Origin of the sequence: Streptomyces sp. NPDC093591, assembly GCF_044764885.1 — a bacterium.
Taxonomy (GTDB): domain Bacteria; phylum Actinomycetota; class Actinomycetes; order Streptomycetales; family Streptomycetaceae; genus Streptomyces.
Map to the genome: position 1 here is coordinate 139,093 of NZ_JBIWIY010000018.1, position 23,186 is coordinate 162,278.

At 70.8% G+C, this 23,186-nt stretch carries 18 protein-coding genes and 1 tRNA gene; 12 read left to right on the plus strand and 7 right to left on the minus strand.

Annotated elements, in window-relative coordinates; translation table 11 throughout:
* Positions 1–151 precede the first annotated feature (151 nt).
* The 10 genes from tdh (at position 152) to ACIREI_RS33950 (ending at position 9,093) form a co-directional block, all read left to right on the plus strand.
* A complete protein-coding gene (tdh, locus tag ACIREI_RS33905; protein ID WP_403341162.1) occupies positions 152–1,180 on the plus strand; it encodes an L-threonine 3-dehydrogenase in 1,029 nt (342 codons plus the stop codon).
* A 52-nt stretch (positions 1,181–1,232) separates the two neighbouring features.
* A complete protein-coding gene (locus ACIREI_RS33910; protein ID WP_403341164.1) occupies positions 1,233–2,426 on the plus strand; it encodes a glycine C-acetyltransferase in 1,194 nt (397 codons plus the stop codon).
* Between the two features lie 38 nt (positions 2,427–2,464).
* On the plus strand, positions 2,465–3,367 hold the full coding sequence (locus tag ACIREI_RS33915) for a LysR family transcriptional regulator (protein ID WP_403341167.1): 903 nt from the start codon (positions 2,465–2,467) through the stop codon (positions 3,365–3,367).
* 46 nt (positions 3,368–3,413) lie between these two features.
* Positions 3,414–4,031, plus strand: coding sequence for a helix-turn-helix domain-containing protein (locus ACIREI_RS33920; RefSeq protein ID WP_403341170.1), 618 nt, complete (start codon positions 3,414–3,416; stop codon positions 4,029–4,031).
* Positions 4,028–4,540 (plus strand): GNAT family N-acetyltransferase, encoded by a 513-nt coding sequence (locus tag ACIREI_RS33925; RefSeq protein ID WP_403341173.1) that lies wholly within the window; start codon positions 4,028–4,030, stop codon positions 4,538–4,540. The genes ACIREI_RS33920 and ACIREI_RS33925 overlap by 4 nt, the downstream gene beginning before the upstream one ends.
* A 93-nt stretch (positions 4,541–4,633) precedes the next feature.
* The gene (locus ACIREI_RS33930; protein ID WP_403341176.1) at positions 4,634–5,119 is read left to right on the plus strand and encodes a YfbM family protein; all 486 of its coding nucleotides are present in this window, start codon (positions 4,634–4,636) and stop codon (positions 5,117–5,119) included.
* Positions 5,120–5,189: 70 nt separating this feature from the next.
* Positions 5,190–5,549: an MmcQ/YjbR family DNA-binding protein gene (locus ACIREI_RS33935; RefSeq protein ID WP_403341179.1), complete on the plus strand. Its 360-nt coding sequence runs from the start codon at positions 5,190–5,192 to the stop codon at positions 5,547–5,549.
* Positions 5,550–5,673: 124 nt separating this feature from the next.
* Positions 5,674–5,747: transfer RNA gene (locus ACIREI_RS33940), tRNA-Pro, on the plus strand.
* Positions 5,748–6,169: 422 nt separating this feature from the next.
* Entirely contained in the window at positions 6,170–8,323 is a 2,154-nt protein-coding gene (locus tag ACIREI_RS33945) for a glycosyltransferase (protein WP_403341182.1), read from the plus strand.
* On the plus strand, positions 8,320–9,093 hold the full coding sequence (locus tag ACIREI_RS33950; RefSeq protein ID WP_403341184.1) for a polysaccharide deacetylase family protein: 774 nt from the start codon (positions 8,320–8,322) through the stop codon (positions 9,091–9,093). The genes ACIREI_RS33945 and ACIREI_RS33950 overlap by 4 nt, the downstream gene beginning before the upstream one ends.
* 63 nt (positions 9,094–9,156) lie before the next feature.
* Here the strand turns inward: ACIREI_RS33950 and ACIREI_RS33955 are convergent, their stop codons facing one another.
* From ACIREI_RS33955 to ACIREI_RS33965, 3 genes are read right to left on the minus strand one after another with little or no spacing between them, the layout of a single operon-like run.
* Complete coding sequence (locus tag ACIREI_RS33955) at positions 9,157–10,290, minus strand: glycosyltransferase (RefSeq protein WP_403341187.1); 1,134 nt, start codon at positions 10,288–10,290, stop codon at positions 9,157–9,159.
* The gene (locus ACIREI_RS33960) at positions 10,287–11,633 is read right to left on the minus strand and encodes an ATP-grasp domain-containing protein (RefSeq protein ID WP_403341190.1); all 1,347 of its coding nucleotides are present in this window, start codon (positions 11,631–11,633) and stop codon (positions 10,287–10,289) included. The genes ACIREI_RS33955 and ACIREI_RS33960 overlap by 4 nt, the downstream gene beginning before the upstream one ends.
* Before the next feature lie 53 nt (positions 11,634–11,686).
* Positions 11,687–13,027 (minus strand): exopolysaccharide biosynthesis polyprenyl glycosylphosphotransferase, encoded by a 1,341-nt coding sequence (locus ACIREI_RS33965; RefSeq protein ID WP_403341193.1) that lies wholly within the window; start codon positions 13,025–13,027, stop codon positions 11,687–11,689.
* Between the two features lie 179 nt (positions 13,028–13,206).
* Here ACIREI_RS33965 and ACIREI_RS33970 point away from each other — a divergent pair, with 179 nt between their 5' ends.
* On the plus strand, positions 13,207–14,448 hold the full coding sequence (locus ACIREI_RS33970) for an FAD-dependent oxidoreductase (protein ID WP_403341196.1): 1,242 nt from the start codon (positions 13,207–13,209) through the stop codon (positions 14,446–14,448).
* Between the two features lie 355 nt (positions 14,449–14,803).
* On the opposite strand, the gene ACIREI_RS33975 is transcribed toward ACIREI_RS33970, so the two are convergent.
* From ACIREI_RS33975 to ACIREI_RS33990, 4 genes are all read right to left on the minus strand, one after another.
* Complete coding sequence (locus tag ACIREI_RS33975; RefSeq protein WP_403341198.1) at positions 14,804–15,667, minus strand: hypothetical protein; 864 nt, start codon at positions 15,665–15,667, stop codon at positions 14,804–14,806.
* Positions 15,664–17,817: a polysaccharide deacetylase family protein gene (locus tag ACIREI_RS33980; RefSeq protein ID WP_403341201.1), complete on the minus strand. Its 2,154-nt coding sequence runs from the start codon at positions 17,815–17,817 to the stop codon at positions 15,664–15,666. The genes ACIREI_RS33975 and ACIREI_RS33980 overlap by 4 nt, the downstream gene beginning before the upstream one ends.
* 103 nt (positions 17,818–17,920) lie before the next feature.
* On the minus strand, positions 17,921–19,393 hold the full coding sequence (locus tag ACIREI_RS33985) for a glycosyltransferase (protein ID WP_403341508.1): 1,473 nt from the start codon (positions 19,391–19,393) through the stop codon (positions 17,921–17,923).
* A 158-nt stretch (positions 19,394–19,551) separates the two neighbouring features.
* Positions 19,552–20,898 (minus strand): nucleotide sugar dehydrogenase, encoded by a 1,347-nt coding sequence (locus ACIREI_RS33990; RefSeq protein ID WP_403341204.1) that lies wholly within the window; start codon positions 20,896–20,898, stop codon positions 19,552–19,554.
* Between the two features lie 406 nt (positions 20,899–21,304).
* Between ACIREI_RS33990 and ACIREI_RS33995 the strand changes: the two genes are divergently transcribed.
* The gene (locus tag ACIREI_RS33995) at positions 21,305–23,125 is read left to right on the plus strand and encodes a glycoside hydrolase family 15 protein (RefSeq protein ID WP_403341206.1); all 1,821 of its coding nucleotides are present in this window, start codon (positions 21,305–21,307) and stop codon (positions 23,123–23,125) included.
* The last annotated feature ends 61 nt before the right edge of the window (positions 23,126–23,186 follow it).

Here is a 23,186-nt window from a genome sequence, read left to right on the forward strand (position 1 = left end):
GGAAAGCTGTGGCGCCGCTTAAGAAATCCTCGATGGACCGGGGCGGCGCCGTACGGCAGATTGCTACGCGATTCCACCCCTCTCCCCGGTTGCGGGCTCCCTCGGCATGCCCGCGGCCCGCAGCCGGGACTCACCCTCAGGAGCCGTAGCGTTGAAGGCGCTGGTCAAGGAGAAGGCGGAGCCCGGGCTCTGGCTCGCGGACGTCCCGGAACCGGCCGTGGGGCCCGGCGACGTCCTGATCAAGGTGCTGCGCACCGGGATCTGCGGCACCGATCTGCACATCCGGTCCTGGGACGGCTGGGCCCAGCAGGCGATCCGTGCCCCGCTCGTGCTCGGGCACGAGTTCGTCGGCGCGGTCGTGGAGACCGGTCGTGACGTCGTGGACATCGCCGTGGGCGACCGGGTGAGCGGCGAGGGTCACCTCGTCTGTGGCAAGTGCCGCAACTGCCTGGCCGGACGGCGCCACCTGTGCCGTGCCACCATCGGGCTCGGTGTCGGACGCGACGGTGCCTTCGCCGAGTACGTCGCCCTGCCCGCCGCCAATGTGTGGGTGCACCGCGTGCCCGTCGAGCTCGACGTCGCCGCGATCTTCGACCCGTTCGGCAACGCCGTGCACACCGCGCTCTCGTTCCCGCTGGTCGGTGAGGACGTCCTGATCACGGGCGCCGGCCCGATCGGCCTGATGGCGGCCGCGGTGGCCCGGCACGCGGGTGCGCGCAACGTCGTGATCACCGACGTGAGCGAGGAACGGCTGGACCTGGCGCGCAAGGTGGGCGTGAGCCTCGCGCTGAACGTGTCGCGGGCGAGCATCGCCGACGGACAGCGCGCACTGGGCCTGCGCGAGGGCTTCGACATCGGTCTGGAGATGTCCGGCCGACCCGAGGCCATGCGCGAGATGATCGCCAACATGACGCATGGCGGCCGTATCGCCATGCTCGGCCTGCCCGCGCAGGAGTTCCCGGTCGACTGGGCCAGGATCGTCACCTCGATGATCACCATCAAGGGCATCTACGGCCGCGAGATGTTCGAGACCTGGTACGCGATGTCCGTGCTGCTCGAGGGCGGCCTCGATCTCGCCCCCGTGATCACCGGCCGGTACGGCTACCGCGACTTCGAGGCGGCGTTCGCCGACGCGGCGAGCGGCCGTGGCGGCAAGGTCATCCTCGACTGGACCGCGTGACCAACTGCCGCGTACCCCCCCCTCAACCGCAAGCACCTTCAGGAGACTTCCGATGTTCGACTCCGTGCGCGACGACCTGCGCGCCACCCTCGACGAGATCCGCGCGGCCGGCCTGCACAAGCCCGAGCGTGTGATCGGCACCCCGCAGTCGGCGACCGTCGACGTCACCGCGGGCGGCCGCCCGGGCGAGGTCCTCAACTTCTGTGCCAACAACTACCTCGGTCTCGCCGACCACCCCGAGGTGATCGCCGCCGCCCACGAGGCCCTGGACCGCTGGGGCTACGGCATGGCCTCGGTCCGCTTCATCTGCGGCACGCAGGAGGTGCACAAGGAGCTGGAGGCGCGGCTGTCCGCGTTCCTCGGGCAGGAGGACACGATCCTGTACTCCTCCTGCTTCGACGCCAACGGCGGCGTGTTCGAGACGTTGCTCGGCCCGGAGGACGCGGTGATCTCCGACGCGCTGAACCACGCGTCGATCATCGACGGCATCCGCCTGTCCAAGGCCCGCCGCTTCCGCTACGCCAACCGCGATCTGGCGGACCTGGAGCGGCAGTTGAAGGACGCGTCGGACGCCCGGCGCCGGCTGATCGTCACCGACGGCGTCTTCTCCATGGACGGCTATGTGGCCCCGCTGCGGGAGATCTGCGACCTCGCCGACCGCTACGACGCCATGGTCATGGTCGACGACTCGCACGCCGTCGGCTTCGTCGGCCCCGGCGGCCGCGGCACGCCCGAGCTGCACGGCGTCATGGAGCGCGTCGACATCATCACCGGCACCCTCGGCAAGGCACTCGGCGGCGCGTCCGGTGGCTACGTGGCGGCCCGCGCCGAGATCGTCGCCCTGCTGCGCCAGCGCTCACGGCCGTATCTCTTCTCCAACACCCTCGCCCCGGTGATCGCGGCGGCCTCGCTCAAGGTCCTCGACCTGCTGGAGTCGGCAGACGACCTGCGCGTGCGGCTGAACGAGAACACCGCGCTGTTCCGCCGCCGGATGACCGAGGAGGGCTTCGAGATCCTCCCCGGCGAGCACGCCATCGCCCCCGTGATGATCGGCGACGCGGCCAAGGCGAGCCGGCTGGCGGAACTGCTGCTGGAGCGGGGCGTGTACGTGATCGGCTTCTCGTACCCGGTCGTGCCGCAGGGCCAGGCCCGCATCCGTGTCCAGCTGTCCGCCGCGCACTCGACGGACGACGTCGACCGTGCCGTGGACGCCTTCGTAGCGGCCCGGGCGGAACTGGAAGCCTGACGTCCGGCCGGCCCGGACATATTGCGATAATCGATCTCATGATCGAAGCGCGGCGGCTCCACATCCTCCGTGCGGTGGCCGACCACCGCACGGTGACGGCGGCTGCCGCCGCGCTGTATCTGACCCCGTCGGCGGTCTCCCAGCAGCTCACGGCCCTCGAACAGGAGACGGGCCACCGCCTGGTGGAGCGCGGCGCCAAGGGCGTACGACTGACCCCGGCCGGCGAGATCCTGCTCAGCCACACCAACGCCGTCCTCGCCCAGCTGGAGCGGGCGGAGGCCGAGCTCGCGGCGTACAGCTCGGGCGCGGCCGGCACGGTCACGGTGGCCTCCTTCGCGACCGGCATCGCCCAGGTCGTCGCGCCGGCGGTGGCCCGCCTCGCCAGGACGTCCCCGGGCATCCGCATCCGCGTCCAGGACGCCGAGGGCGACGCCAGCCTGCCGATGGTGCTGGACCGGCAGATCGACATCGCGGTGGCCGTCGAGTACCGGGGGGCACCGCCCGCCGACGATCCGCGCCTGTCCCACGTCCCGCTGTACGCCGAGCCCTTCGACGCGGTCGTCCCGGTGAGCCACCGGCTGGCCGACGCGGCCGAGGTTCCGCTCGCCGAGCTGGCCAAGGACCCGTGGATCGGCCCCTATCCCGGCAATCCCTGCCACGACGTGGTGGTCCTGGCCTGCGAGAACGCCGGCTTCCAGCCCCGCCTGGAACACTCCTCGGACGACTTCCGCGCGGTCGTGGCCCTCGCCTCGGCCGACGCGGGCGTGGCGCTCGTACCGCGCTCGGCGCTGCGCGGCATGGACCTCACGGGCGTCGTCGTACGGCCCGTGGACGGGGTCGCGCCCACGCGCCGGGTCTTCGCGGCCGTGCGCCGGGGCGCCGAGGAGCACCCGCTGATCCGGCCGGTGCTGGAGGCGCTGGGGGAGGCGGCGGGAGAGTGAGCCTCCCGTAACGCTGTCGTTTCATATATGGGATAGCTTCCCGGATATGAGACAGACCTCAGGTCGGGGCGGCGACACCCCGGACCCCGTCCCGCCCGACCCCGCCCCGGACGCGGTCGACACCCGCCTCGGTGCCCGCCTGGCCGAGTTGCGGGCCGAACGCGGCTGGTCGCTCGGGGAGTTGGCGGAGCGCACCGGCATCAGCCGCTCGACCCTGTCCCGGGCCGAGCGGGCGGAGACCAGCCCCACGGCCGCGCTGCTGAACCGGCTGTGCCACGTCTACGGCCGGACCATGTCCCAACTGCTCAGCGAGGTCGAGTCCGAGCCCGCACTGCTGCTGCGGGCGCCCGAGCAGCAGGTGTGGCAGGACCGCGCCTCCGGATTCGTACGACGGTCCGTGTCGCCGCCGCACGCCGGGCTGCGTGCCGAACTCGTCGAAGGACGGCTCACCGCGGGCGCCGACATCGCCTACGACCGGCCGCCCGTACCGGGGTTGGAGCAGCACATCTGGGTGCTGGAAGGGGAACTCGGCGTGACGGTCCAGGACGTCGAGCACCGCCTCGGCGCCGGGGACTGCCTGCGGATGCGGGTGTGGGGAGCGACGCGCTTCCGGTGTACGGGATCCGGAGAGGTGCGGTACCTCCTGGCGGTGGTGCTGCCGTGATCGTGACGCGACTGGACGAAGCCCAACTGCTGGGACAGATCGAGGAGTTGGCCGACCTGCTGGTGGAGACCGTGGAAGACGGTGCCTCCGTCGGCTTCCTCGCCCCCCTGGGCCGTACGGCGGCCACGGCCTGGTGGAAGGACCGCGCGGCAGGCGTCGGCGCCGGGCGGCTGGCCGTGTGGGTGGCGCGGGAGGGCGGGCGAACCATCGGCACGGTCAGCCTGGACTTCCCTGACAAACCCAACAGCCGCCACCGCGCCGAACTGGTCAAGCTCATGGTCCACCGGGACGCGCGGGGGCAGGGTCTCGGCCGCAGGCTCCTGACGACCGCGGAACAGGCGGCGAAAGGCGCCGGGATCACCCTCCTCCACCTTGATACCGAGACCGACAGCCACGCCGAGAACCTGTACGACTCGGCCGGCTGGACCCGGGTCGGGGCGATCCCCGACTACGCGGCGAGCCCGGCCGGAGTCATGCGCCCCACGACGATCTACTACAAGCGCCTGTGACCGGCCGTCCCGTTGTCAGTGCCGCGTGGAACACTCCCCGTCGTTGATCGACAAAGGGTCGAACAGGCGGTACGCCAAGGGGGATTGCCTGGCATGGGCGTGAGCATTTCGTTCATCAGCGCGACGACGCAGGAGCTGGACAGGGCGGAGAAGGACCCTGACTGGGCCGATGAATACGTCTACCAGTTGTACGACAGCGACAACTTCCCGGCACCGGACCGTCCCTACGGCGGGCCGGACAAGGCTTGGGGCGGCCTCCAGTTCCTGTTCGACGAGGCGAGGGTGGGGCCCGAGTTCCTGATGGACGGGTCCATGATCCTGGAGGACGGCACCCTGTTCGGGTGGACCGCGGAACAGGTCGAGAGCCTGGCGGGGCAACTGCGGGAGACCCCCTGGGAGCGGTTGGCGGCCCACTACGACGCGGAGCGGATGGCGAAGGACGACGTGTACCCCAACATGTGGAAATTCGATCCCGAGGGTGAGCTGGGCTGGCTCGAGTACGCCTACGAGGAACTGGTCGAGTTCTTCTGCGCGGCAGCCGAGCGCGGGCTCGGGGCGTTCATGACCTTCAGCTTCTAGGGGCCGCCCCAGGCAGACCGGCGCCCCTCTCGCCAGGTGTTTGTCAGTGCCGGCCGCTACCGTGCGTCTCATGCCGGATGCCGAAGACGTACGCCGTATCGCCCTTTCTCTGCCGGACACGACGGAGAAGATCGCCTGGAGCATGCCCACGTTCCGGGTCGCGGGCAAGATGTTCGCCACGCTGCCCGAGGACGAGACCTCCCTCGCGGTGCGCTGCCCCAAGGAGGAGCGCGACGAACTCGTCCTGGCCGAGCCGGAGAAGTTCTGGATCGCCGACCACGAGGCGCAGTTCGCCTGGGTGCGGGCCCGGCTCGCCGCCGTCGAGGACGAGGACGAACTGCGTGACATCCTCGCCGACTCCTGGCGCCAGGCCGCACCGCCGCGCCTGCTGGATGCCTACCCCGAGTTGGGCCTGTCGACGGGAGAGTGATCATCCGCCCTGCGTGCCTCGGACATCCCGGCCACCCCGGATAAAGGAGTGCGCGACCACCGACCCGAGTGCGGTATTGTTTCCATGCGCGTTCGGCCGGGGGAAACCCCAGGTCAGACGGCACCGGGACGTGGCGCAGCTTGGTAGCGCACTTGACTGGGGGTCAAGGGGTCGCAGGTTCAAATCCTGTCGTCCCGACGGTGTCGACCAGCGGGTCTGCCGATCATGGCAGACCCGCTGGACGTTTTTGGCTGCAGCCCCACCTTCGACCGCCGGGCCGCCGCCCGGCCTCAATGGTCTGCCGCGCCTGCGATCCGCCGGCCGGTCGTGGGTCTCCTTGGTGAACGGCCGGTAACCGTCGAGGACGGCATCCTCGACTCGCCGGGGCGCCCGAACACGCCCACGGCGGAGCCTGCCGGAACCCCCGAAGTGGCGTCTTGACTGCAGGCACCTACCGGGATAATTTTGTACGTATACATCGTAAATGTACGCGTGAGCTGTAGGCCGCGCGCCCGTCGACCTCGACGCACTCCATTGCCTCTGTGAGCACGTGGAATTTCGCCATGGGAACTGTTCTGCCCATGAAATCTGACTCGTCCTCTCGCTGAGGGGTGGGACGTATGAACCGTCCACTGCGCGTCACGGTGGTCACGACCGCCGGAATCCTCGGCGGTGCGGAACTCTGGTTGCTGTCGCTGCTGGACGCGACCGACCGGCTGGACGTGGACGCGGTGATGCTGGGGAAGGGACCCCTGGACGAGCAGTTCCGGCGCAGGGGCGTGCCCTGCGTCACGTGTCCCACGGGCCGGACCGGAGCGGCGATCGCGGCCTCCGCGATGTCACTCGCACGCCGGTTGCGGGCGGACCGGCCGGACGTGGTCCTCGCCAACGGGATCAAAGCGGCGTGCGTGTGCGGCCCGGCCGCGTGGCTCACCGGGGTGCGATGCGTGTGGGCCAAGCACGACTACACCCACCCCCGTCTGATGAAGCTCCTGGCCATGCTCACCGACGACTGCGTGGCGACCGCGGAGGGGCTCGTCGTCGCCTCGCGGCATCCCCGGGCCGTACTCGTACCGTTCCCCGCGCCGGAGGGCACCGCATTGCCCCGCGAGGCCGCCCGAGAGGAACTGGTACGACACGGCGCGCGGCTCGACGGCCACGACGAGCCGCTGTTGCTGACCGTCAGCCGTCTGGTCGCCAACAAGGGCGTGGACGACGCGATCGAGGCCTTGGCGAAGCCCGGCGGCCGACGCTGGCGACTGGCCGTGGTCGGGGGTGAGGATCCGGCCGAACCGGGCCAGCAGAGCCGGCTCTCGCAGTTGGCCGACGGCCTCGGAGTGGGCGACCGCGTCGACTTCACGGGCTGGATTCAGGACGCCTGGCGGATCATTCCCGGGGCCGACGCGGCCGCGGTGCTGACCAAGCCCACCCCGGCGATGCCCCATCCGGAGGGGTTCGGTGCCGTCGCGCTGGAGGCGATGCGCTCCGCGGTCCCGGTGATCACCACACCGGGCCCCGTCGCCGACCGAGTGGCGCAGCCGGGTGCGCCACAGGCCGGAATCGCCGTACCGCCCGGCGACTCCGCCGAGGTGGGCCTGGCGCTGCGGCGCCTGGCCGACCGCGACACCCGTATCGCCATGGGCGCGGTGGGACAGCGTCTGACGGCCACTCATCCGGGCCCGGCCGAGTGCGCCGGACAACTGGTGCGGATCCTGTCCGAGGCCGCTCGGCTGCCCGGTGCGGGGCTCACCGGGACCGCGCCGGTCTCGGTGGTGACCACCGTGCTCAACGAGGCTGACGTGATCGAGCGGCTGCTCGGCCTGCTGGTTCCCCAACTGGTGGAGAACGGGGACGAGATCGTCGTCGTCGACGGCGGCTCGACCGACGGCACGGCTGACCGGGTCGAGGCGTGGGTCTCGAAGGATGCCCGGATCCGCCTGCTCAGGCGTCCCGGCTCGGGTATCTCGGCCGGCCGCAACGCCGGCGTGCAAGCGGCGGGCAACTCGCTGATCGCCTGCACCGACGCGGGCTGTTACCCCGATCCGGACTGGCTGGCCCAACTGCGCGCCGCGGCGGCAGAGCCCGACCCGGCCGACCTGATCACCGGCGTCTACCGGGTGGACGGCCACGGAGCGCCGGCCCGGGCCATGGCGGCTGTGGGCTATCCGGTCCCCGAGGAGGCCCGTCATCCCGGACCCTGGACCCGCGTGTACTTCCGGCTCTTCGGCCGGGGGCTCGACGCGACCATGCCGACCGGGCGTTCGATGGCCTTCTCCCGCGCTGCCTGGCAGGACGCCGGGGGCTTCCCCGAGCACCTGCGGACTTCCGAGGACGTGCTCTTCGGTCGTGCGGTGGTCGCGGCCGGCCACCGCGCGGTCCTGGCCACCTCCGCCGAGGTGAGCTGGGAACAGCGGCCGACGCTACGGCGGACAGCGGCGATGTACTTCCGTTACGGCGAGGGCGACGGACGTTCGGCGAGACCGTACCTGGTGGGCCGGGACGTGGCCAGAGCGTTCGCTTACGCCCTCGCCCTCGCCGCGGTGGTGAAGGGGCCACGCGCCCGGTCCGTAGCGACCACCGCGTTCGCGGCGTACCTGTCACTGCCGCTCACCAGGGTCGTCCGTCGACGGCACTGGGCGGCGCTGCCGCTCGTCCCCTTCGCCGCAGCGGTGCGCGACCTCGCCAAGGTGGCCGGGGCCGCGCGTGGACTGGTCCGGTGCATGAGATCGGACAGTGCTGTCGCGGGCGGTCCGGACGGAGGAGGTCCCCGATGAGTCATACCCTCACGGCCAGGCAGGCACTGGTTCTGATGTACCACGGCGTCGGCAGACGCTCCGCGCGCCAGGACCCGTTCTGCCTGTTCGTCCCACCGGACACGCTCTACAGACAACTGCGAGGGCTCCTCGACCGGGGCTGGACGCCTCTGACCCTCGACCGGTACCTGCACGGTCGTTTCCCCAGGCGAAGCGTGCTCGTGACGTTCGACGACGGCTACCAGGCCCTGTTGGACGAGGGCCTGCCGGTCCTGCGCAAGCTGGGGTTTCCGGCCACCGCTTTCGTGCTCAGCGGCGTACTCGGAGGCACCTCCGCGTGGATGGCCGAAATGCCGGATGAGCCCTTGCTCGACGCCGCAGGCGTGCGCGCACTCGCTGATGCAGGCCTGGACGTCGAATGCCACGGATGGGACCACAGCGACCTGGTGAACGCCGGGACCGGGACCCTCGCCCGCAATCTCGTGGACGCACCGGCGGTGTTGGCCGACATCACCGGCAAGCGCGCTCGTGCCTTCGCCTACCCCTACGGAACGCACGACGCCGCCGCACGCAGAGCAGTGGCCGAAGCCGGGTTCGAGATCGCGTTCAGCGTGCACGACGCCGCCGGGCGCTACGCCGTCCGGCGGGTCGACATCAACGCCACCGAGGTCGACGCGACCTTCCGGGTGAAGACCTGGCGGGGCTACCCCACCATCCGCCGGATGTCCGGGGCAGTCCCGCTGCTGCGCCCCGCCCTGCACTCACTGATCGGCTTCGCGCAACGGTCATGACCACGTGTGCGGCGCCCGGGCACCGGATTCCCGCGCGCCGGCGGCCGGCGACCGACGTACGGTTCAGGCCGTGCGGCCCGTGGCCCAGACACGGCGCGCTTCGCCGTACACGGTGTACATGTGCTCGACGACCCGCCGTACGTCGTAGTGGCAGCGGATGTGTGCCTGTGCCTCCTCGCCGAGCGCACGGCTGGTCACCGGATCGGTCAGCAGGCGTGCCATGGCGGCGGCGAGCGCAGCAGAATCCTCCAGCGGCACGACGGCGAACGGCACATGACGGGGCGGGAGGACTTCGCGCGCTCCCGGCACGTCGGTGACGACGACGGGGCGGGAGCAGGCCATGGCTTCCATGGGGGCGAGCGCCATTCCCGCTTCCCAGCGAGAGGCCAGAACCACGACATCGGCCGCGATATACCAGTCGCGAGGGTCGGCGACGGCTCCGGCGAACCCGACGGTCGGGGATGCCCGTGCTGCCAGGGCCGATTGGTCCGGCCCGCCCCCGACGAGGACCAGCCGCGCCTGCGGCATCCGTTTCTCGAGCTCCGCCCAGGCGTCGAGCAGCACGTCCTGCCCCTTCTGACGGCAAAGGCGGGCCACGCACACGGCCAGTGGTCCGGTGACGCGGACGCCGAGCCGGCACCGGGCGGCTTCGCGTGAAGAGGCGTCCGGCGGGCCGCACCAAGCCAGGTCCACCCCGTTGCGTACGACGGTGTACCGGGACCGGATGCCCACGGCGACCCCGTGGGCACGCTCGCCGTCGCTGACGCACACCACCTGGTGCGCCCATCGCGCTCCCGCCCTCTCCCACTGCACCGCGACAGTGCGCAGAGCCGCGGACACGGCATCGAACGACCAGGCGTGCGGCTGATAGACGGTCGGAAGGCGCCCGCGTATCGCCAGGCGTCCCGCGAGGCCCGCCTTCGCGCTGTGCAGGTGCACCACGTCCGGACGCACCATGTCGACTATGCGCCGCACTCCGGCAATCTCGCGCGCGAGGGCCGGACCAGGGGAGCGCACGGCGTCCCACTGCACTACCCGGGCCCCGCGCCGCGCGGCGGTCCACCACAGCGTGCCGGTGACCGGACACGCCACGATCACCTGGTCGCCGTTCGCGCACTGCCCGGCCGCCAGGTCCGTGACCACTCGCGCGACACCTGCCTCGCTCGGCTGCGCGATGTGCAGGATGGCCCGCCTCACGGCGCTGCCCCCTTCAGCGGCAGGTGCGGACCTCCCCGAGCCGGGACGTCGTCCTGCCGCAGCGCACCCTCGTCCGCCGGAACCCCCTTGGAAGGAGCGGCCTTGGAAGGAGCGGCCTTGGCAGGAGCAGCCTGGGACGGAGCGACCTTGGCGCGCAGCGGTTTCGTGAGCCGCCGTGCCACGGTGCCGCTGAAGCGCACCGCCTCGGCGATCGCGGGCACGGGATCGTCCCGGCAAAGCCAGGCCCGTTCGAGATTCCGTCGCGGCAGCGCCGCCGGGAGCCGGCGTTCGCGCCAGGCGGTCACCGCGGCCGACACCGCATCGAGATTGCCCACGATGAAACCCCGGCCGTGGATCTGTGACCCGTCGGCTGTGTACTGACCTGTCAGGTCCAGGTACATGGCACGGACCACGTCCATGTCCTGCGCGGTGCTGAAGAGGCGGAACTGCTGCCCGAACCGAGGGTTGAAATCCACCAGCTTGTAGCGCCCGTCGCGCCGGTCGAACCGCCAGTCCAGGTCGGCGATCCCGCAGTAGCCGATCGCACGGCACAGTTCGGCGGCCAGCGTCGCCAGGGTGGGGTTGGGCCGGGCCCGCGCCCGGGTGGTGAGTCCTGACTTGGGTGGCCAGGAGCGGAGCTTGTGCCCCGTGAAGACGAGCCGGGGTACGCCCCCTGCGCTGCAATAGAGGTGGGTGAACCATTCCTCGGCAAGCTCGAGAGGGATGTACTCCTGCACGATGACGGAGGGAGACTCGGCCGCCCCGCACCGGGCGAGCAATTCGTCCTCGTCGCGAACGACCGTGGTGTGCCCCATGGCGGAGTCCTCCAACTTGGTGAACGGCTCCCTGTCCTTCAGCACCACGGGAAAGCCCCATTCGCGACTCACCGCGACGAGCTCGGCGCGGTCGACCGGCGATCGCGTCCGGGGAGTGGGCACCTCCTGCTCCTGGCAGATCCGGTGCAGCCCCTCCTTGCTCGCCAGCCTGCGGGGCAGGGCGGGCGGAACGGGGGGCAGCACGAACCATTCCGCCAGGCGATCGGCGTTCTCCGCCAGCAGCACCGCGGCCTCGTCTCCCTCCGCCACGGCGACGGTGGGGCGACCGATCTCGCGTCCGATCTGCAGCAGGGTCGAGACCAGTTCCGACGCGTCCTCCGCCCCGGTCGTCGGGCGGATGAAGCGGCCGGCGAGATGGCGTGAGAGGGCGGCCGGTGTGAAACGGTCCTCGACCATGGCGTACGCCGGGACCCCGATCCGCCCCAGGGTGCGCACAACCCCAAGGCCCCCATGGAGCTGGGGAAAACGCCCCACCTTGACGAGCAGTGCCGGTACGGGGTCGCTCATGGGGGCTCCTTCGGTGCGACGTTGCGGACTGCGGGTCACGCCGATGACATGTGTCAGCATGCGCCGGTCCGGCGCACGACCGCGGACGGCGTCCGCAGCAAGATGGACAGGTCCAGGGCGGGCGACCAGTTCTCGACGTAGCTCACATCGAGACGCTCCCGCTCCTCGGCGGGCAGGCAGGAACGGCCACTGACCTGCCACAATCCGCTCATACCCGGCTTCACCAGAAGCCGGTGGCTCCCGTCCTCGCTCAGGGCGGCGACTTCGTCCTTCACCAGAGGCCGCGGACCGACGAGGGACATATGGCCTGCCACCACATTGAACAGCTGCGGCAGTTCGTCCAGGGACGACGAGCGCAGGAACGAGCCCGCTCTGGTGACGCGCGGGTCATCGGCGATCTTGAAGAACCGGTCGCCGCCGTAGAGGTTGAGGTGGGCGAGTTCGAGCTTGCGCCGCTCCGCGCCACGGTGCATCGTCCGGAACTTCAGGAGAGTGAATTCACGGCTGTCGCGCCCGATTCTGCGCTCCCGGAAGAACGCGGGCCCCGGGCTGTCGAGCCGTACCCACGCGCCGATGGCCATCATCAACGGAGCCAGCAACAGTATTCCCAGCAAGGCCAGTAGACGGTCCGTCAGCTCTTTGGGCAGGCGGGACAGCGCGCAGAACCGGGGCGCGCGCAGCTGCAGCAGGGGCACTCCGGCGACCGGACGCACGGTCAGCCTCCAGGCCGCGATGTCGGCCAGGACCGGCGCGAGCATCAGGTCGACGCCCGCCGCCCGCAGCTCCCAGGACAGCCGCCGCAGTCTCGCGGCACACAGCTCGGGGCCCGGCAGCGCGATGACCGCGTCACAGCCGGTCAGCCGTACCGCCTTGAGCAGGTCCACGGCATCGCCGTCGGAGGCCGCCTGGCCGGTGCGGCAGACGCCGACGACCTGCGGCCCGGGGCGCCCTCTCCGTAGTGCCGCGATCAACTCGGCGGCGGACTCGTCGGGTCCGAGCACGAGCACCCGGTCGGCGTTCCGGCCCCGGCCTGCGCCGATGCGCAACCGCGCCTGCAGGCAGCGACGCAAACCGTACGTCAGCCCGGCGGCGAGCGGCAGTGCGATCAGAGCGTCGTGCAGCAGCTCGTCGCGCGGTGCGAACCACCATGCGGCGCCGGCCGCGGCGGCGGCCAGGCAGGCCGCCCGCAGGATCCGTCGCAAGCCTTCCGCGTCGGCGTCCGCTCCGTACAACCGCTGTGACGCCAGGGCCAGGAGCCACAGCGGGTACAGCGCGGCCGGGACGAACCAGCGATGGAAGAGCAGATACACCCCGCCCGCCGCGACGGTCGCGGCAATCGTGTCGACCGCGAGCAGGCCCGGGACCGAAGATCCGCGGCGATGGCGCTCGCGCATCCTCCTCACGGCCCGCGCCGGTCCAGTGCTGCTCGTTTCGTCTACGACGGCCACGGCTCGCTACCTCACCTCTTGGCCGGTCTTGATTGCCGTATCGCGTATGTTTACGATGTATATATACATACGCCCGATATGGGGGAATAGTCAAGAAGTCGCTGGTGGGAAGGTCGCCGAGAATCATGAAGCCTCCAGGAGACGCCAAAGTCGCCGTGCTGGGAGCAGGCCCCTACGGGCTCTCCATCGCCGCCCACCTCCAGGCCCGCCGAGTGCCGTACCGGATCTTCGGTGAGCCGATGGAGGGCTGGCGCTCGCACATGCCGCGCGAGATGTACCTCAAGTCGTCCCCGTTCTCTTCGTCGATCTCCGCCCCCGCTCCGGGGTATGGGCTCGGTTCGTTCCGAGCTCAGGAGGGACGCCACCCCGGCCGAGAGCGGGAACCGGTGCCGCTTTCGGAGTTCGTGCGCTACGGGCTCTGGTTCCAGCAGAACTGTGTCCCCGAGCTGGAACGGACCGTGGTGCGCGGCATCGACCGTGCCCACGCCGGCCGGTTCCGGGTCACGTTGGACTCCGGGGAGGAGTTCACCGCTCCGGCTGTCGTCGTCGCCACGGGTGTCAGCCCCTTCGCGTACGTACCGCGCGAGTTGACCGGGCTGCGAGAGCACGGCCTTGTCTCCCACACGGCGGACCACACGGATCTGTCGGTGTTCGCGGGCCGGAGCGTCGTCGTGGTGGGAGGCGGCCAGTCGGCGTTGGAGACCTCTGCTCTGCTGCACGAGGCCGGAGCGCGGCCCACCGTGGTCGCCCGCACGCGTCCGTCCTTCGGTCCTCCCCCCGAGGCCGACTGGGCGCGGGACCGTTCGCTCCATGCTCGACTGCTGTGGCCGGAGGCCGTGATGGGCACCGGATGGCCGCTGGTGGTCTGCAGCCGCGGGCCCGCGGCCATCCGGCGCATGCCGGCCCGCATCCGTGCCCACCTGCTGCGTACGGTCCTGGGGCCGTCCGGGGCTTGGTGGCTCCGGGAGCGTGTGCAGGGCCGTGTCCCGGTCCTGTCCGGCCGTAGCCTGCACTCGGCGGCGCGCGAGAACGGCGGGGTGCGGCTGGAGGTACGGAATCCGGGTGGAGCCGTGGAGGCCCTGCACGCCGACCACGTCATCGCGGGGACCGGATACCTGGTCGACATCGACCGGATGGAACTGCTGAGCCCGGAGCTGCGCCGGGCGGTGCGCAAGGGCGCCGCCGATCCGCCTCAACTGGCCGGTGCGCCGCGGCTGTCCGCCGACTTCCAGGCATCGGTGCCGGGTCTGTACTTCGCGGGGTTGGCTGCCGCTCCCACCTTCGGGCCGTTGCTGCGATTCGTGTGCGGCACGGGATTCACCGCCAGTCGGATCAGCGCTTCGCTGGCGGCGGGCAACGGCGCATAGGGCCGGCTAGCCAGTCACTGGGGGCGGCGGTGCGGCCGTCCCTGCCGGTCCGGTCGAAGCGGCGCGAGGAGGCGCCCGTGGAGCCGCAGCCCCGGCCGCGGGGGAGGGCCGCAGGCGCAGGATCGCCGCCCCCTCGGCCCGCTCTGCATGCGACGGGGCTCGTGCTTTTCTCCGCGGCACAACGGGAGACGGGCATGGCCTCGACATCGCGCTCGGCGCCGAGCCTCCGGGACGACATACTCCGGGACGACATGGAGGAGCCCGGGCGCGCCGAACCCCGTGCCCGGCCGTCCGGCCGTAGGCATGGGCAGTCCGCTCGACCCGGTTCATCGCGAGCGCTGACAGCCGAGTCCGGTCATTCGGACGTCGGTGCGGAGGGCTCTGGCAGGGCACGGAAATCCCGGAAGAGCAGCTCGGTGTTGTCCGCCCTCAGTCCCACTCCGCCCGGCCGGCGGAGCGGCCCAGGGGTGCGGTCCTCGCCCGTGAGGACCGTCTTCCCGTCGATGTCCAATCGGAGCCGCACCGATCCGGAGGGCAGATTGACCGCGCTCGCCACCACATGGTGCCAGGCGCCATAGGAGAGGGCGTGTCTGCCCTCGGCCAGGGTCGCGTAGCCCCCGCTGTCCTCGTCCTCGGGGCCGAACCCCGGAATCTTGCGTTTGATCACCACCACGTCGTCGCGGCGGCGGAAGCTGAGCGCGTACAGCTCCTGGGGACTGTGGTAGCGCAGCCAGACATGGCCGCCGTCCCAGTCCCGAGCCGGGGTGCGTCGCGTGGTCACCGGCGGCTCCAGCCGGACCCACGCACTCACCTCCACCGGCCCGAAGTCGCGCCGTCGCGTGACCAGACGGAAGACGGCTGATTCGGTGTGACGGGCGGAGTCGGGGCCGGTGTTCCCGGCGTCGGGCACGCCCGTCCAGCCTGCGCCGTCCTTGGCGAAGAGGGAACCGCTGGTGGTGACCCAGTCCCGGGAGCGCTTCGAGTGCGGGTTGTCCGGGTGGACGAAGGCGAAGGCGTTGGTGACGAGGCCCTCCTTGCCGAAGGTCGGTTCGAAAGGGTCGAAAGGGGTCGTCGGCTTCGGCGACTCCTCCTCGTTCATCTTCATGAACATGGCCGTGCCGGTCCCGGTAACCGCCGCCGTGGCCACGAGCAGGCCGCCGATGAGTGTCCGCCGGGAGATCCCGCGGCCCTCGGGCGGGTGTGCCGGCGCGTTGCTCATCCGCCCGCCACCGGTGCCACCTTGAGGTCGGCCAGGCGCGGCCAGGAGCTGCGGTTGGTGTCCCGGTACGCGGCGTAGGCCACGCCTCCGGTCTCTCCCTTGGCCGGCAGCGTCATCCTGACCTTGCCGTCCACGCTGATCACCGTGGACCGGCCGGTCGCCGTGACCGACACCTCGTGCGAGTCGGCCGCCTTCAGGTCGTGTGCGCCGACCAGGCTCTGGCTGTCGGCGTTCCCGGCGAGCACCTCCAGTCGGCTGTGGGAGACCTGCACGCTGATCGCCTGCTGACTGCCCACCTTGACCCGAATTGCACCTTTCACCCTCGGATCGTACAGCTTGGAGATCGTGCCACTGGCCGTGTAGCCGGTCCATGCCTGCGTCCGGGCGGGCTGATACGCCCCATAGACGGACAGGGCGCTACGACCCAGCGGCGTGATGACGCCGTCCTTGATCTCGAACGGCGCCCGCACCCCGGGGGCGCTCTCCCAGTACGCGTCGGGGGCGAGCAGCGCCGAACCCGCCACTGGTTGCCCGGTGCCGGCTGCCGGAGGGGGCTTCTGGGGCAGCGGGGTCAGGTGCAGCGCGCTGAAGGCCGGAGGTGCGGCTCCCGGCCGGTTGCTGCCGACCCGGATGCCGATGCCCCCGGTGAGCGCGGTGGCGGGGACGTCCTTGGCGGTCCAGCTGAACTCGGTGCCGCCGTCCACCCGGGCCGTGGTGGTGGGACCGCGCACGCTGATGCTCAGGGTGTGCGAACTCTTCGGCACCAGTCGGCGTTCGACCGCCTGGCGTCCGCCGTGCTCCAGTGTGGCCGTGCCCCGGCCGACGCTGATCACGACCGGGTCCTTGCTGCGGTTGCGTACCGCTATGGCGGCCTGGCCGGTCCTCTCACCGAGTCCGGTGATGGTGGCGTCCACCCGGTAGTCGGTCCAGTCCGTGCTGCCCATGGGGCGGTACTCCGCAGCGGCGTGACGCTGCCCCTTGTCGGCGAACGGCTTGCCCTCGGTGAAGACGCCGACGCCGCTCTGGCCGGTGCCGTCCGTGCGCGTCCACAACGCGGGCCGGGTCAGCGGGTCGGAGGTGACGGGCGGCACTTGGGTCCACGCGGCGATTCTGGAGAGCAGCTGCTCGGCGGTGGTCGAACTGAGCACCTCGAGCCGCTGGACCATGCGCTCGGCCGCGGCGCGACGGCTGCCGACGGCGGGCGGCCGCAGCGGATCCGCTTCGTTGGACATGGTGGCCACGTAGTGCTTGTTCAGCAGGCCCTGCAGACTCAGCCCCGCGGGCAGGTTGCCGCGCTCCGTGGCCTCGGAGAAGGGATAGGCGAACAGTTGGGGCCTCGGGAGGTCGTGGTTGCGGAACTCGTCGAGGTTCCGCTCGATGTCGGCGCTCACCCGGGCCTGGTACTCCGACGGCGTCTCCAGCCGCCGTTCGTCCCGCAGCCACAGGCGGTGGGAGAGGGCGGAGCCGACGTGTCCGGCGGCGTCGATCTGCCGACGGGTGTGCGAGTCGTGGGTATGGGCCTGGAAGTCCCATCGACCGTTGCCGGCCATGCGCTCGACCTCCATCCAGGACAGATAGTACGGGCGGTCGTTCAGCCGGTCGGTGACCAGGAAGACGGTGCCGTGCATGCGATGGCGGGCCAGGATGGCGTCGGCGTTGATCCACAGGCCGTGCGGCCCGTCGTCGAAGGTGAGGTAGACAGACCTCGGCGGCGCGGGGCCGCCCTTGAGGTAGTTGACGAACTCCTCGGTGGTCAGGCTGCGGTATCCCGCCTGCTCCAGCGCGGCCATCTGGGCGTCGAAGGCCTCGGGGGTGACCGTGTACTTGCTGGGGCTGTCGTCGGCGATCTCGTGGTAGACCAGCACGACGGGTGCCGTGGCGGCCGGCAGCCCCGCGACCGCCCGGGTCGCTGCCGCGGCGTCGGCCGCGTCGAGGCGGACCACCGGCGGATCGGCCTGCTTGCTCAGGTACTTCTCGTGCAGGTAGTACTCCCTGGCCGCATAGAACGGCACCGCGAGTACGGTCAGTGCGAGCAGGATCAGTGCGGTCCGGAGCCACCAGTGGCCGAGATGACGGGCGACTCGCCAGGTCGGTCCACGGGGCCCGACGGGCAGGGGCGTCGGCTTCGACAGGGGATCGGTCGCGGTCACGGCAGGATGCCTCCCCGGCTGAGCACCATCGCGTACAAGCCGGCGACCACGGCGAGGGACATCAGGAGGCCGAGCAGGTTCCAGACCTTGCGCAGGTTGTTCATCAGGTCGCACCTCTCGCCCAGACCCCGCGCCGGATGGTGGCCAGGGAGTACGGCAGCAGCCAGGCCAGTACCAAGGTCGAGAGCAGGCCCATCGCAGGCCGGTAGACCCAGCGGGAGTCGCCAGGATTGTCGATCTTGAAGGCGAGGCCGTAGGCGCAGCCCTTGAGGATGATTCCGCACAGGTAGAGCAGGGTGAGGAAGGCCCCTCCGTGCGTCGGCGCCCAGGCCATGTGCCGGAACGCCATGAGGGGGGCGGCGGTCACCCACAGGACGTGGCCGTAGTAGAGGGTTGCCGGTCCCAGGCCCATGCGCCACATGAAGGAGCCGGTGAAGCACAGGTTGCGCACGAAGCTCTTCTTCCAGCGGATCTGCTGCTTCATGAGGGGGCGGAAGCGGGGCGGGGCGTTGGTCCACACCTTGGCCGAATACACGTAGCCGACCCGCCACGCGCGCTCCGGGTAGTTCCGGCCGGTGACGAACGGAGAATCCGCGTACTTGCGCTTGAGCTCCGGGCCCTTCCACTTCTGGCCCAGGACGTAGCCGGTGAGCTGGCGGTCGGTGGAGAAGCGGAAGGGCGCGCCCATGAAGCGGTCGTTCTCCCAGGCGGGCAGGTAGTTGAAGATCGCGTCGCGCCGGAACACCGCCAAGGGGCCCGACACGCAGGTGACACGGCCGAAGGTGGCCTCGGTCGCCTTCGCCACCCGGAACTGGCCCTCGAACCACACGTCCTGGGCCTTCGTCCAGAAGGAGAAGTCCACGTTGAGCGCGCGGGCGTGGCCGCTCACCGCACCCAGCTCGGGATGGTTGACCAGTGCGCGTACGCAGCGGCCGAGGGCGTCCGGGGCCAGGAAACAGTCGGAGTCGGTCATGGCGAGGACATCGCCGTGGGCCACCTCGCAGGCGCGGACGAGGGCGCCCTTCTTGCCGAGGTTCTTCTTCAGATAGATCACCGTGATGTCGAGTTCCGCCTCCAACCGGCGCAGCACGTCCTGGGTGCCGTCCCCGGACAGGTCGTCGACGATGATGACCTGCAGGTCCGGGTAGTCGCTCGTGGCCATGGAGCGTACGCAGTTCTCGATGTTCTCCACCTCGTCCTTGACCGCGAGCATGAAGCTCACGCGCGGCTTGGCGGGCAGTGCCGGAAAGCTCTCCGCATCCTTGGGCCGCTTGCGCATGGGGCGTTCCGACGGGTCGTCGTACCGGCTGTAGGCGATGTAGAACATCGTGATGGTGCCGAGCAGGACGGTGAAGCCGTAGCTCATCAGCAGCGGGTCCCGCAACAGTGCCGGCGTCCCCCGCGCCAGGATCAGCAACAGCGGGAGGAGGAAGATCAAGATCAGCACGCGCCGTGCGGCATAGCGGATGTCCGGTGGCAGCCGGTCCAGCGAACGGCGCACTATTCCCGGCCGCTGTGGCCTCGCCGAGCGAATCGGTGGCAGGGGCGGCGGCGCGGGCTTCGGCCTGGTGAGCATGGTCCGAGAAGGTCCGGGCCGCGCCGGCGCCGGATCACGGCCCGGATCACGGTGCTGCGGCTTCTGCGATTCCAGCGGGCGCGGAGCCGGTGCGGCGCCCGGACCGGGACGCTCGCCGTCGACGTAGACGGCCCGGAGGGCGTGCTGTCGAGTGTCGCTCATAGGACGGCCTTGGCCTTGAGCGGGTCGAGCCGGTGGGTGGCGTCCAGCACGGCCGGCTGATCGGCCAGCCAACCCAGCTCGGCACCCGGCTGCATCGTGTGAACCACGACCAGATCCCACTGCTCCGCCTCCGGCTCGGTGACGCTGGCGAGCACCTTGGCGCCGAGCTTGACGGTGGGCACCAGCGGGTCCGTGAAGTGCACCTTGGCGCCCTCCTCGGCCAGTTCGCCCAGGATCTCCACGGCAGGCGACTCCCGAAGGTCGGCGACGCCCGCCTTGTAGGCGACGCCCACGATCAGGATCCGGGCGCCCGAGGTGCTGTGGCCCCGGTCGGCGAGGATGTCCCGCGCTCGGCGCACGACCTGCCGTGGCCGGGCCGCGATGGCGGTCATGGCCGTTTCGATGAGCGGGGAGGTGACGCGCAGGGCCCGCAACTGCCAGAGCAGATAGTGCGGATCGCAGGGGATGCAGTGGCCGCCCACGCCGGGGCCCGGATAGTGGGCCACGAAACCGTAGGGCTTGGTCGCCGCCGCCTCGATGATCGGCCGTGGTCGCAGGCCGAGAGCACGGCAGTCCTCGGCGAACTCGTTGGCCAGTGCGAGGTTGACGGCCCGGAACGTGTTCTCCCACAGCTTGGTCATCTCGGCCTCCTCGGCCGAGGAGACCAGATGTACGGCGGGCGCGGTCCGTTGCAGAACGGCCGCGGCCAGCTCGGTGCTCAGCTCGCCCGTGCCGCCGACCACGCGCGGCGTGCGGTCGTGGGAGACGTGCGGGTGGTCGTTGATGAGGCCGGGGTCGATGCGCTCCGGTGAGAAGGCGACGAACACATCGCCGCCGACCCGGAAGCCGCGCTCGGTCAGCGGCGCCACCAGCAGATCGCGGGTGGCGCCCACGTAGGTGGTCGAGGTGAGCATCAACAGCTGGCCGGGTACGGCGTGCTCGACCACCGAGGCGCAGGCCGCGGAGACCGCGCGAAGGTCGGGCACGAGGTGGCGGTCGATCGGGGTCGGCACACAGATCACGACGGTGCGCGCCCGGGCCGTCGCAGCGGGGTCGGAGGTGATGGTGAAGCGGGGGTCGTCGACGTAGGTGGCGAGACGCTGGTGGTCGATGGGCACGAGGTCCACCTCGCGGCGGCGGATGGCCTCCAACCGGCTCTCGCTCAGGTCGATGCCGATCACTTCGTTGCCCGCCGCGAGCAGGGCCAGGGCCGTGGGAAGACCGACGTATCCCAGGCCGACGACAGCGACGGCTGCCGCGGCATGGTCGATTCGCGCGGACTCGTACTCCTGGGCGACATCAGAAATCCGCTGGGCGCTCCGCCGGACAGGAAGGGGGTACATCGGTGCTCCGTGGACGGAAGTGTTGTGGGGAAGTGCGGTTCCGATGCTCAGGATCGGGGCCTCACCCGATCCGGAGAGGCGGCTGGACATGTCCTGAATGTGTATGTTTACGGCGTATATGCCCCATGTTCTCCCTTGGGGGTGTGAGGGTCAAGGGGCGGGCGAAGGCGGGGTGTTCGAGGGGCCGAGTGTGCGGCGAGGGGCGGGGTTGACTCGGTGGCCCCATCGGGTGAACATGTACGTATACGTCGTAAATATACGGATCCACGGATCCCGTCATGGTGATCAATGATGCGGAACGGACCGCCCCGCAGAATGAGCCGATGGCGGAGCTGCCGCCGCCGTCGGCGTCACCTCGGTGCCGGATGCACCGCTCCTGGCGGCCGACTGTGAGTGACTGTCGATCATGAGTGCACCCATCGAGGACTACGCCCTCATCAGCGACCTGGAAACCGCCGCCATGGTCGGCAGGAACGGCGCCGTCGACTGGCTGTGCCTGCCCCGCTTCGACTCGCCTGCCTGTATGGCCGCCCTGCTGGGGACGGAGGAGCACGGCTTCTGGCGGGTCTCTCCCTTGGCCCGGGGCCCCTGCACGCGGCGATCCTACGAGCCGGACACCCTCGTCCTGCGATCCGAGTGGGAGACCGCCACCGGGGCCGTGCGGGTCACGGACTTCATGCCGCCCAGGTCCGAAGTGCCCTGCCTCGTCCGCGTGGTCGAGGGCCTGTCGGGCGCGGTGCCCATGCGCAGCGAGCTGCAGCTGCGCTTCCACCAGGGCCGTGTCGTGCCCTGGATCCGGGCCGTCGACCGGTGCGCGGTGGCGGTCGCCGGCCCGGACGCCGTCTGGCTGGACGCCGACGGCCCGGTGCGGGCGGTCGGCGGCGGGGACTCGACGCTGCACGACTTCACCGTTCCCGCCGGACGGCGGCTGGCGCTGACCCTGGTCTGGTCGCCCTCCCATCTGCCCGGGACGCCCGCACCGCTGTGCATCCCCGCCGAGACGCTGCTGAAGGAGACTCGTGACTTCTGGCGGCTCTGGAGCGGTCAGTGCCGCTACGAGGGGCCGTGGCGGGACGCCGTGCTGCGGTCCCTCATCACGCTGAAGGCGCTCACGTACGCGCCCACCGGCGGCATCGTCGCGGCGCCCACGACCTCGCTGCCCGGCTGCATCGGCGGGGAACGCAACTGGGACCACCGGTACTGCTGGCTGCGTGATTCCACCCTGACCCTGTCCTGTCTGCTGCGCAGTGGCTACCGCGACGAGGCGAGCGCCTGGCTGGACTGGCTGGTGCGGGCCATCGCGGGGGATCCAGCCGATCTGCAGACCGTGTACGGCGTCGGCGGACAGCGGCTGCTGCCGGAGACCGAGGCGCCGTGGCTGCCCGGCTATGAGGGGTCACGGCCGGTCCGGTTCGGCAACTCCGCGATGAACCAGTTCCAGCTGGACGTGTACGGCGAGGTCCTGGACGCCCTCTGCCTGTCGCTGCGGGCCGGGATCCCCATGGCGGCCCATGTGTGGGGCCTGGTCGAGGCGCTGATGGGCTTTGTACAACGGCACTGGCGGGAGCCGGACCAGGGGCTGTGGCAAGTGCGTGGCCCGGCACGGCAGTTCGTCCACTCCAAGGTCATGGCCTGGGTGGCCGCCGACCGTGCTCTGCGGATGGGGCAGCTGCTGGGCCGCAACGGCCCCTCGGACATGTGGCGGGCCATGCGGGACGAGGTCCACCGGCAGGTGTGCCGTGAAGGGTGGGACGGGCGACAGCGGTCCTTCGTGCAGTCCTACGGCTCTTCGGCCCTGGACGCCTCGGCGCTGCTGATGCCCCGTCTCGGCTTCCTGCCGGCCCTCGACGAGCGGGTGCTCGGCACCGTCCGAGCGATGCGGGGGCTGAACCATGGGGGCTTCGTGCGGCGGTACGCGCCGGGCCGGGACGGTGTGCCCCATGCGGACGGTGCGAACGGTGCGGAGGGCACCTTCGTGGCGTGCACCCTGTGGTACGTCGATGCCCTTGCCGCGACCGGCCACGCCGAGCAGGCCCGGGAGTCTTTCGAGCGGGTGCTCGCCATCCGTAACGACGTCGGTCTGCTCTCGGAGCAGTGGGATCCGGACGCGGGGCGTCAACTGGGCAATACGCCCCAGGCGTTCAGCCACATCGCCCTGGTGGAGACGGCGTTCGCACTCACCGCTTCGGGCTCGGCCGCCGCGCCGCCCCGGCGTACCCGTGCGTAGACCGGCGAGGTGGACGCGTGGCCGACTCGGCGTGCTCCGTGCTCGTGCGGCGCAGTACGCG

Bases quoted from the DNA above. Each gene is read 5' to 3' on its own strand.
- ACIREI_RS33960 (WP_403341190.1), bottom strand. From the start codon at position 11,633: ATGAGCGACCCCGTACCGGCACTGCTCGTCAAGGTGGGGCGTTTTCCC.
- ACIREI_RS33945 (WP_403341182.1), top strand. From the start codon at position 6,170: ATGAACCGTCCACTGCGCGTCACGGTGGTCACGACCGCCGGAATCCTC.
- ACIREI_RS33975 (WP_403341198.1), bottom strand. From the start codon at position 15,667: ATGAGCAACGCGCCGGCACACCCGCCCGAGGGCCGCGGGATCTCCCGG.
- ACIREI_RS33965 (WP_403341193.1), bottom strand. From the start codon at position 13,027: ATGCGCGAGCGCCATCGCCGCGGATCTTCGGTCCCGGGCCTGCTCGCG.
- ACIREI_RS33970 (WP_403341196.1), top strand. From the start codon at position 13,207: ATGAAGCCTCCAGGAGACGCCAAAGTCGCCGTGCTGGGAGCAGGCCCC.
- ACIREI_RS33950 (WP_403341184.1), top strand. From the start codon at position 8,320: ATGAGTCATACCCTCACGGCCAGGCAGGCACTGGTTCTGATGTACCAC.
- ACIREI_RS33985 (WP_403341508.1), bottom strand. From the start codon at position 19,393: ATGCTCACCAGGCCGAAGCCCGCGCCGCCGCCCCTGCCACCGATTCGC.
- ACIREI_RS33995 (WP_403341206.1), top strand. From the start codon at position 21,305: ATGAGTGCACCCATCGAGGACTACGCCCTCATCAGCGACCTGGAAACC.
- ACIREI_RS33930 (WP_403341176.1), top strand. From the start codon at position 4,634: ATGGGCGTGAGCATTTCGTTCATCAGCGCGACGACGCAGGAGCTGGAC.
- ACIREI_RS33910 (WP_403341164.1), top strand. From the start codon at position 1,233: ATGTTCGACTCCGTGCGCGACGACCTGCGCGCCACCCTCGACGAGATC.
- ACIREI_RS33920 (WP_403341170.1), top strand. From the start codon at position 3,414: ATGAGACAGACCTCAGGTCGGGGCGGCGACACCCCGGACCCCGTCCCG.
- ACIREI_RS33935 (WP_403341179.1), top strand. From the start codon at position 5,190: ATGCCGGATGCCGAAGACGTACGCCGTATCGCCCTTTCTCTGCCGGAC.
- ACIREI_RS33990 (WP_403341204.1), bottom strand. From the start codon at position 20,898: ATGTACCCCCTTCCTGTCCGGCGGAGCGCCCAGCGGATTTCTGATGTC.
- ACIREI_RS33915 (WP_403341167.1), top strand. From the start codon at position 2,465: ATGATCGAAGCGCGGCGGCTCCACATCCTCCGTGCGGTGGCCGACCAC.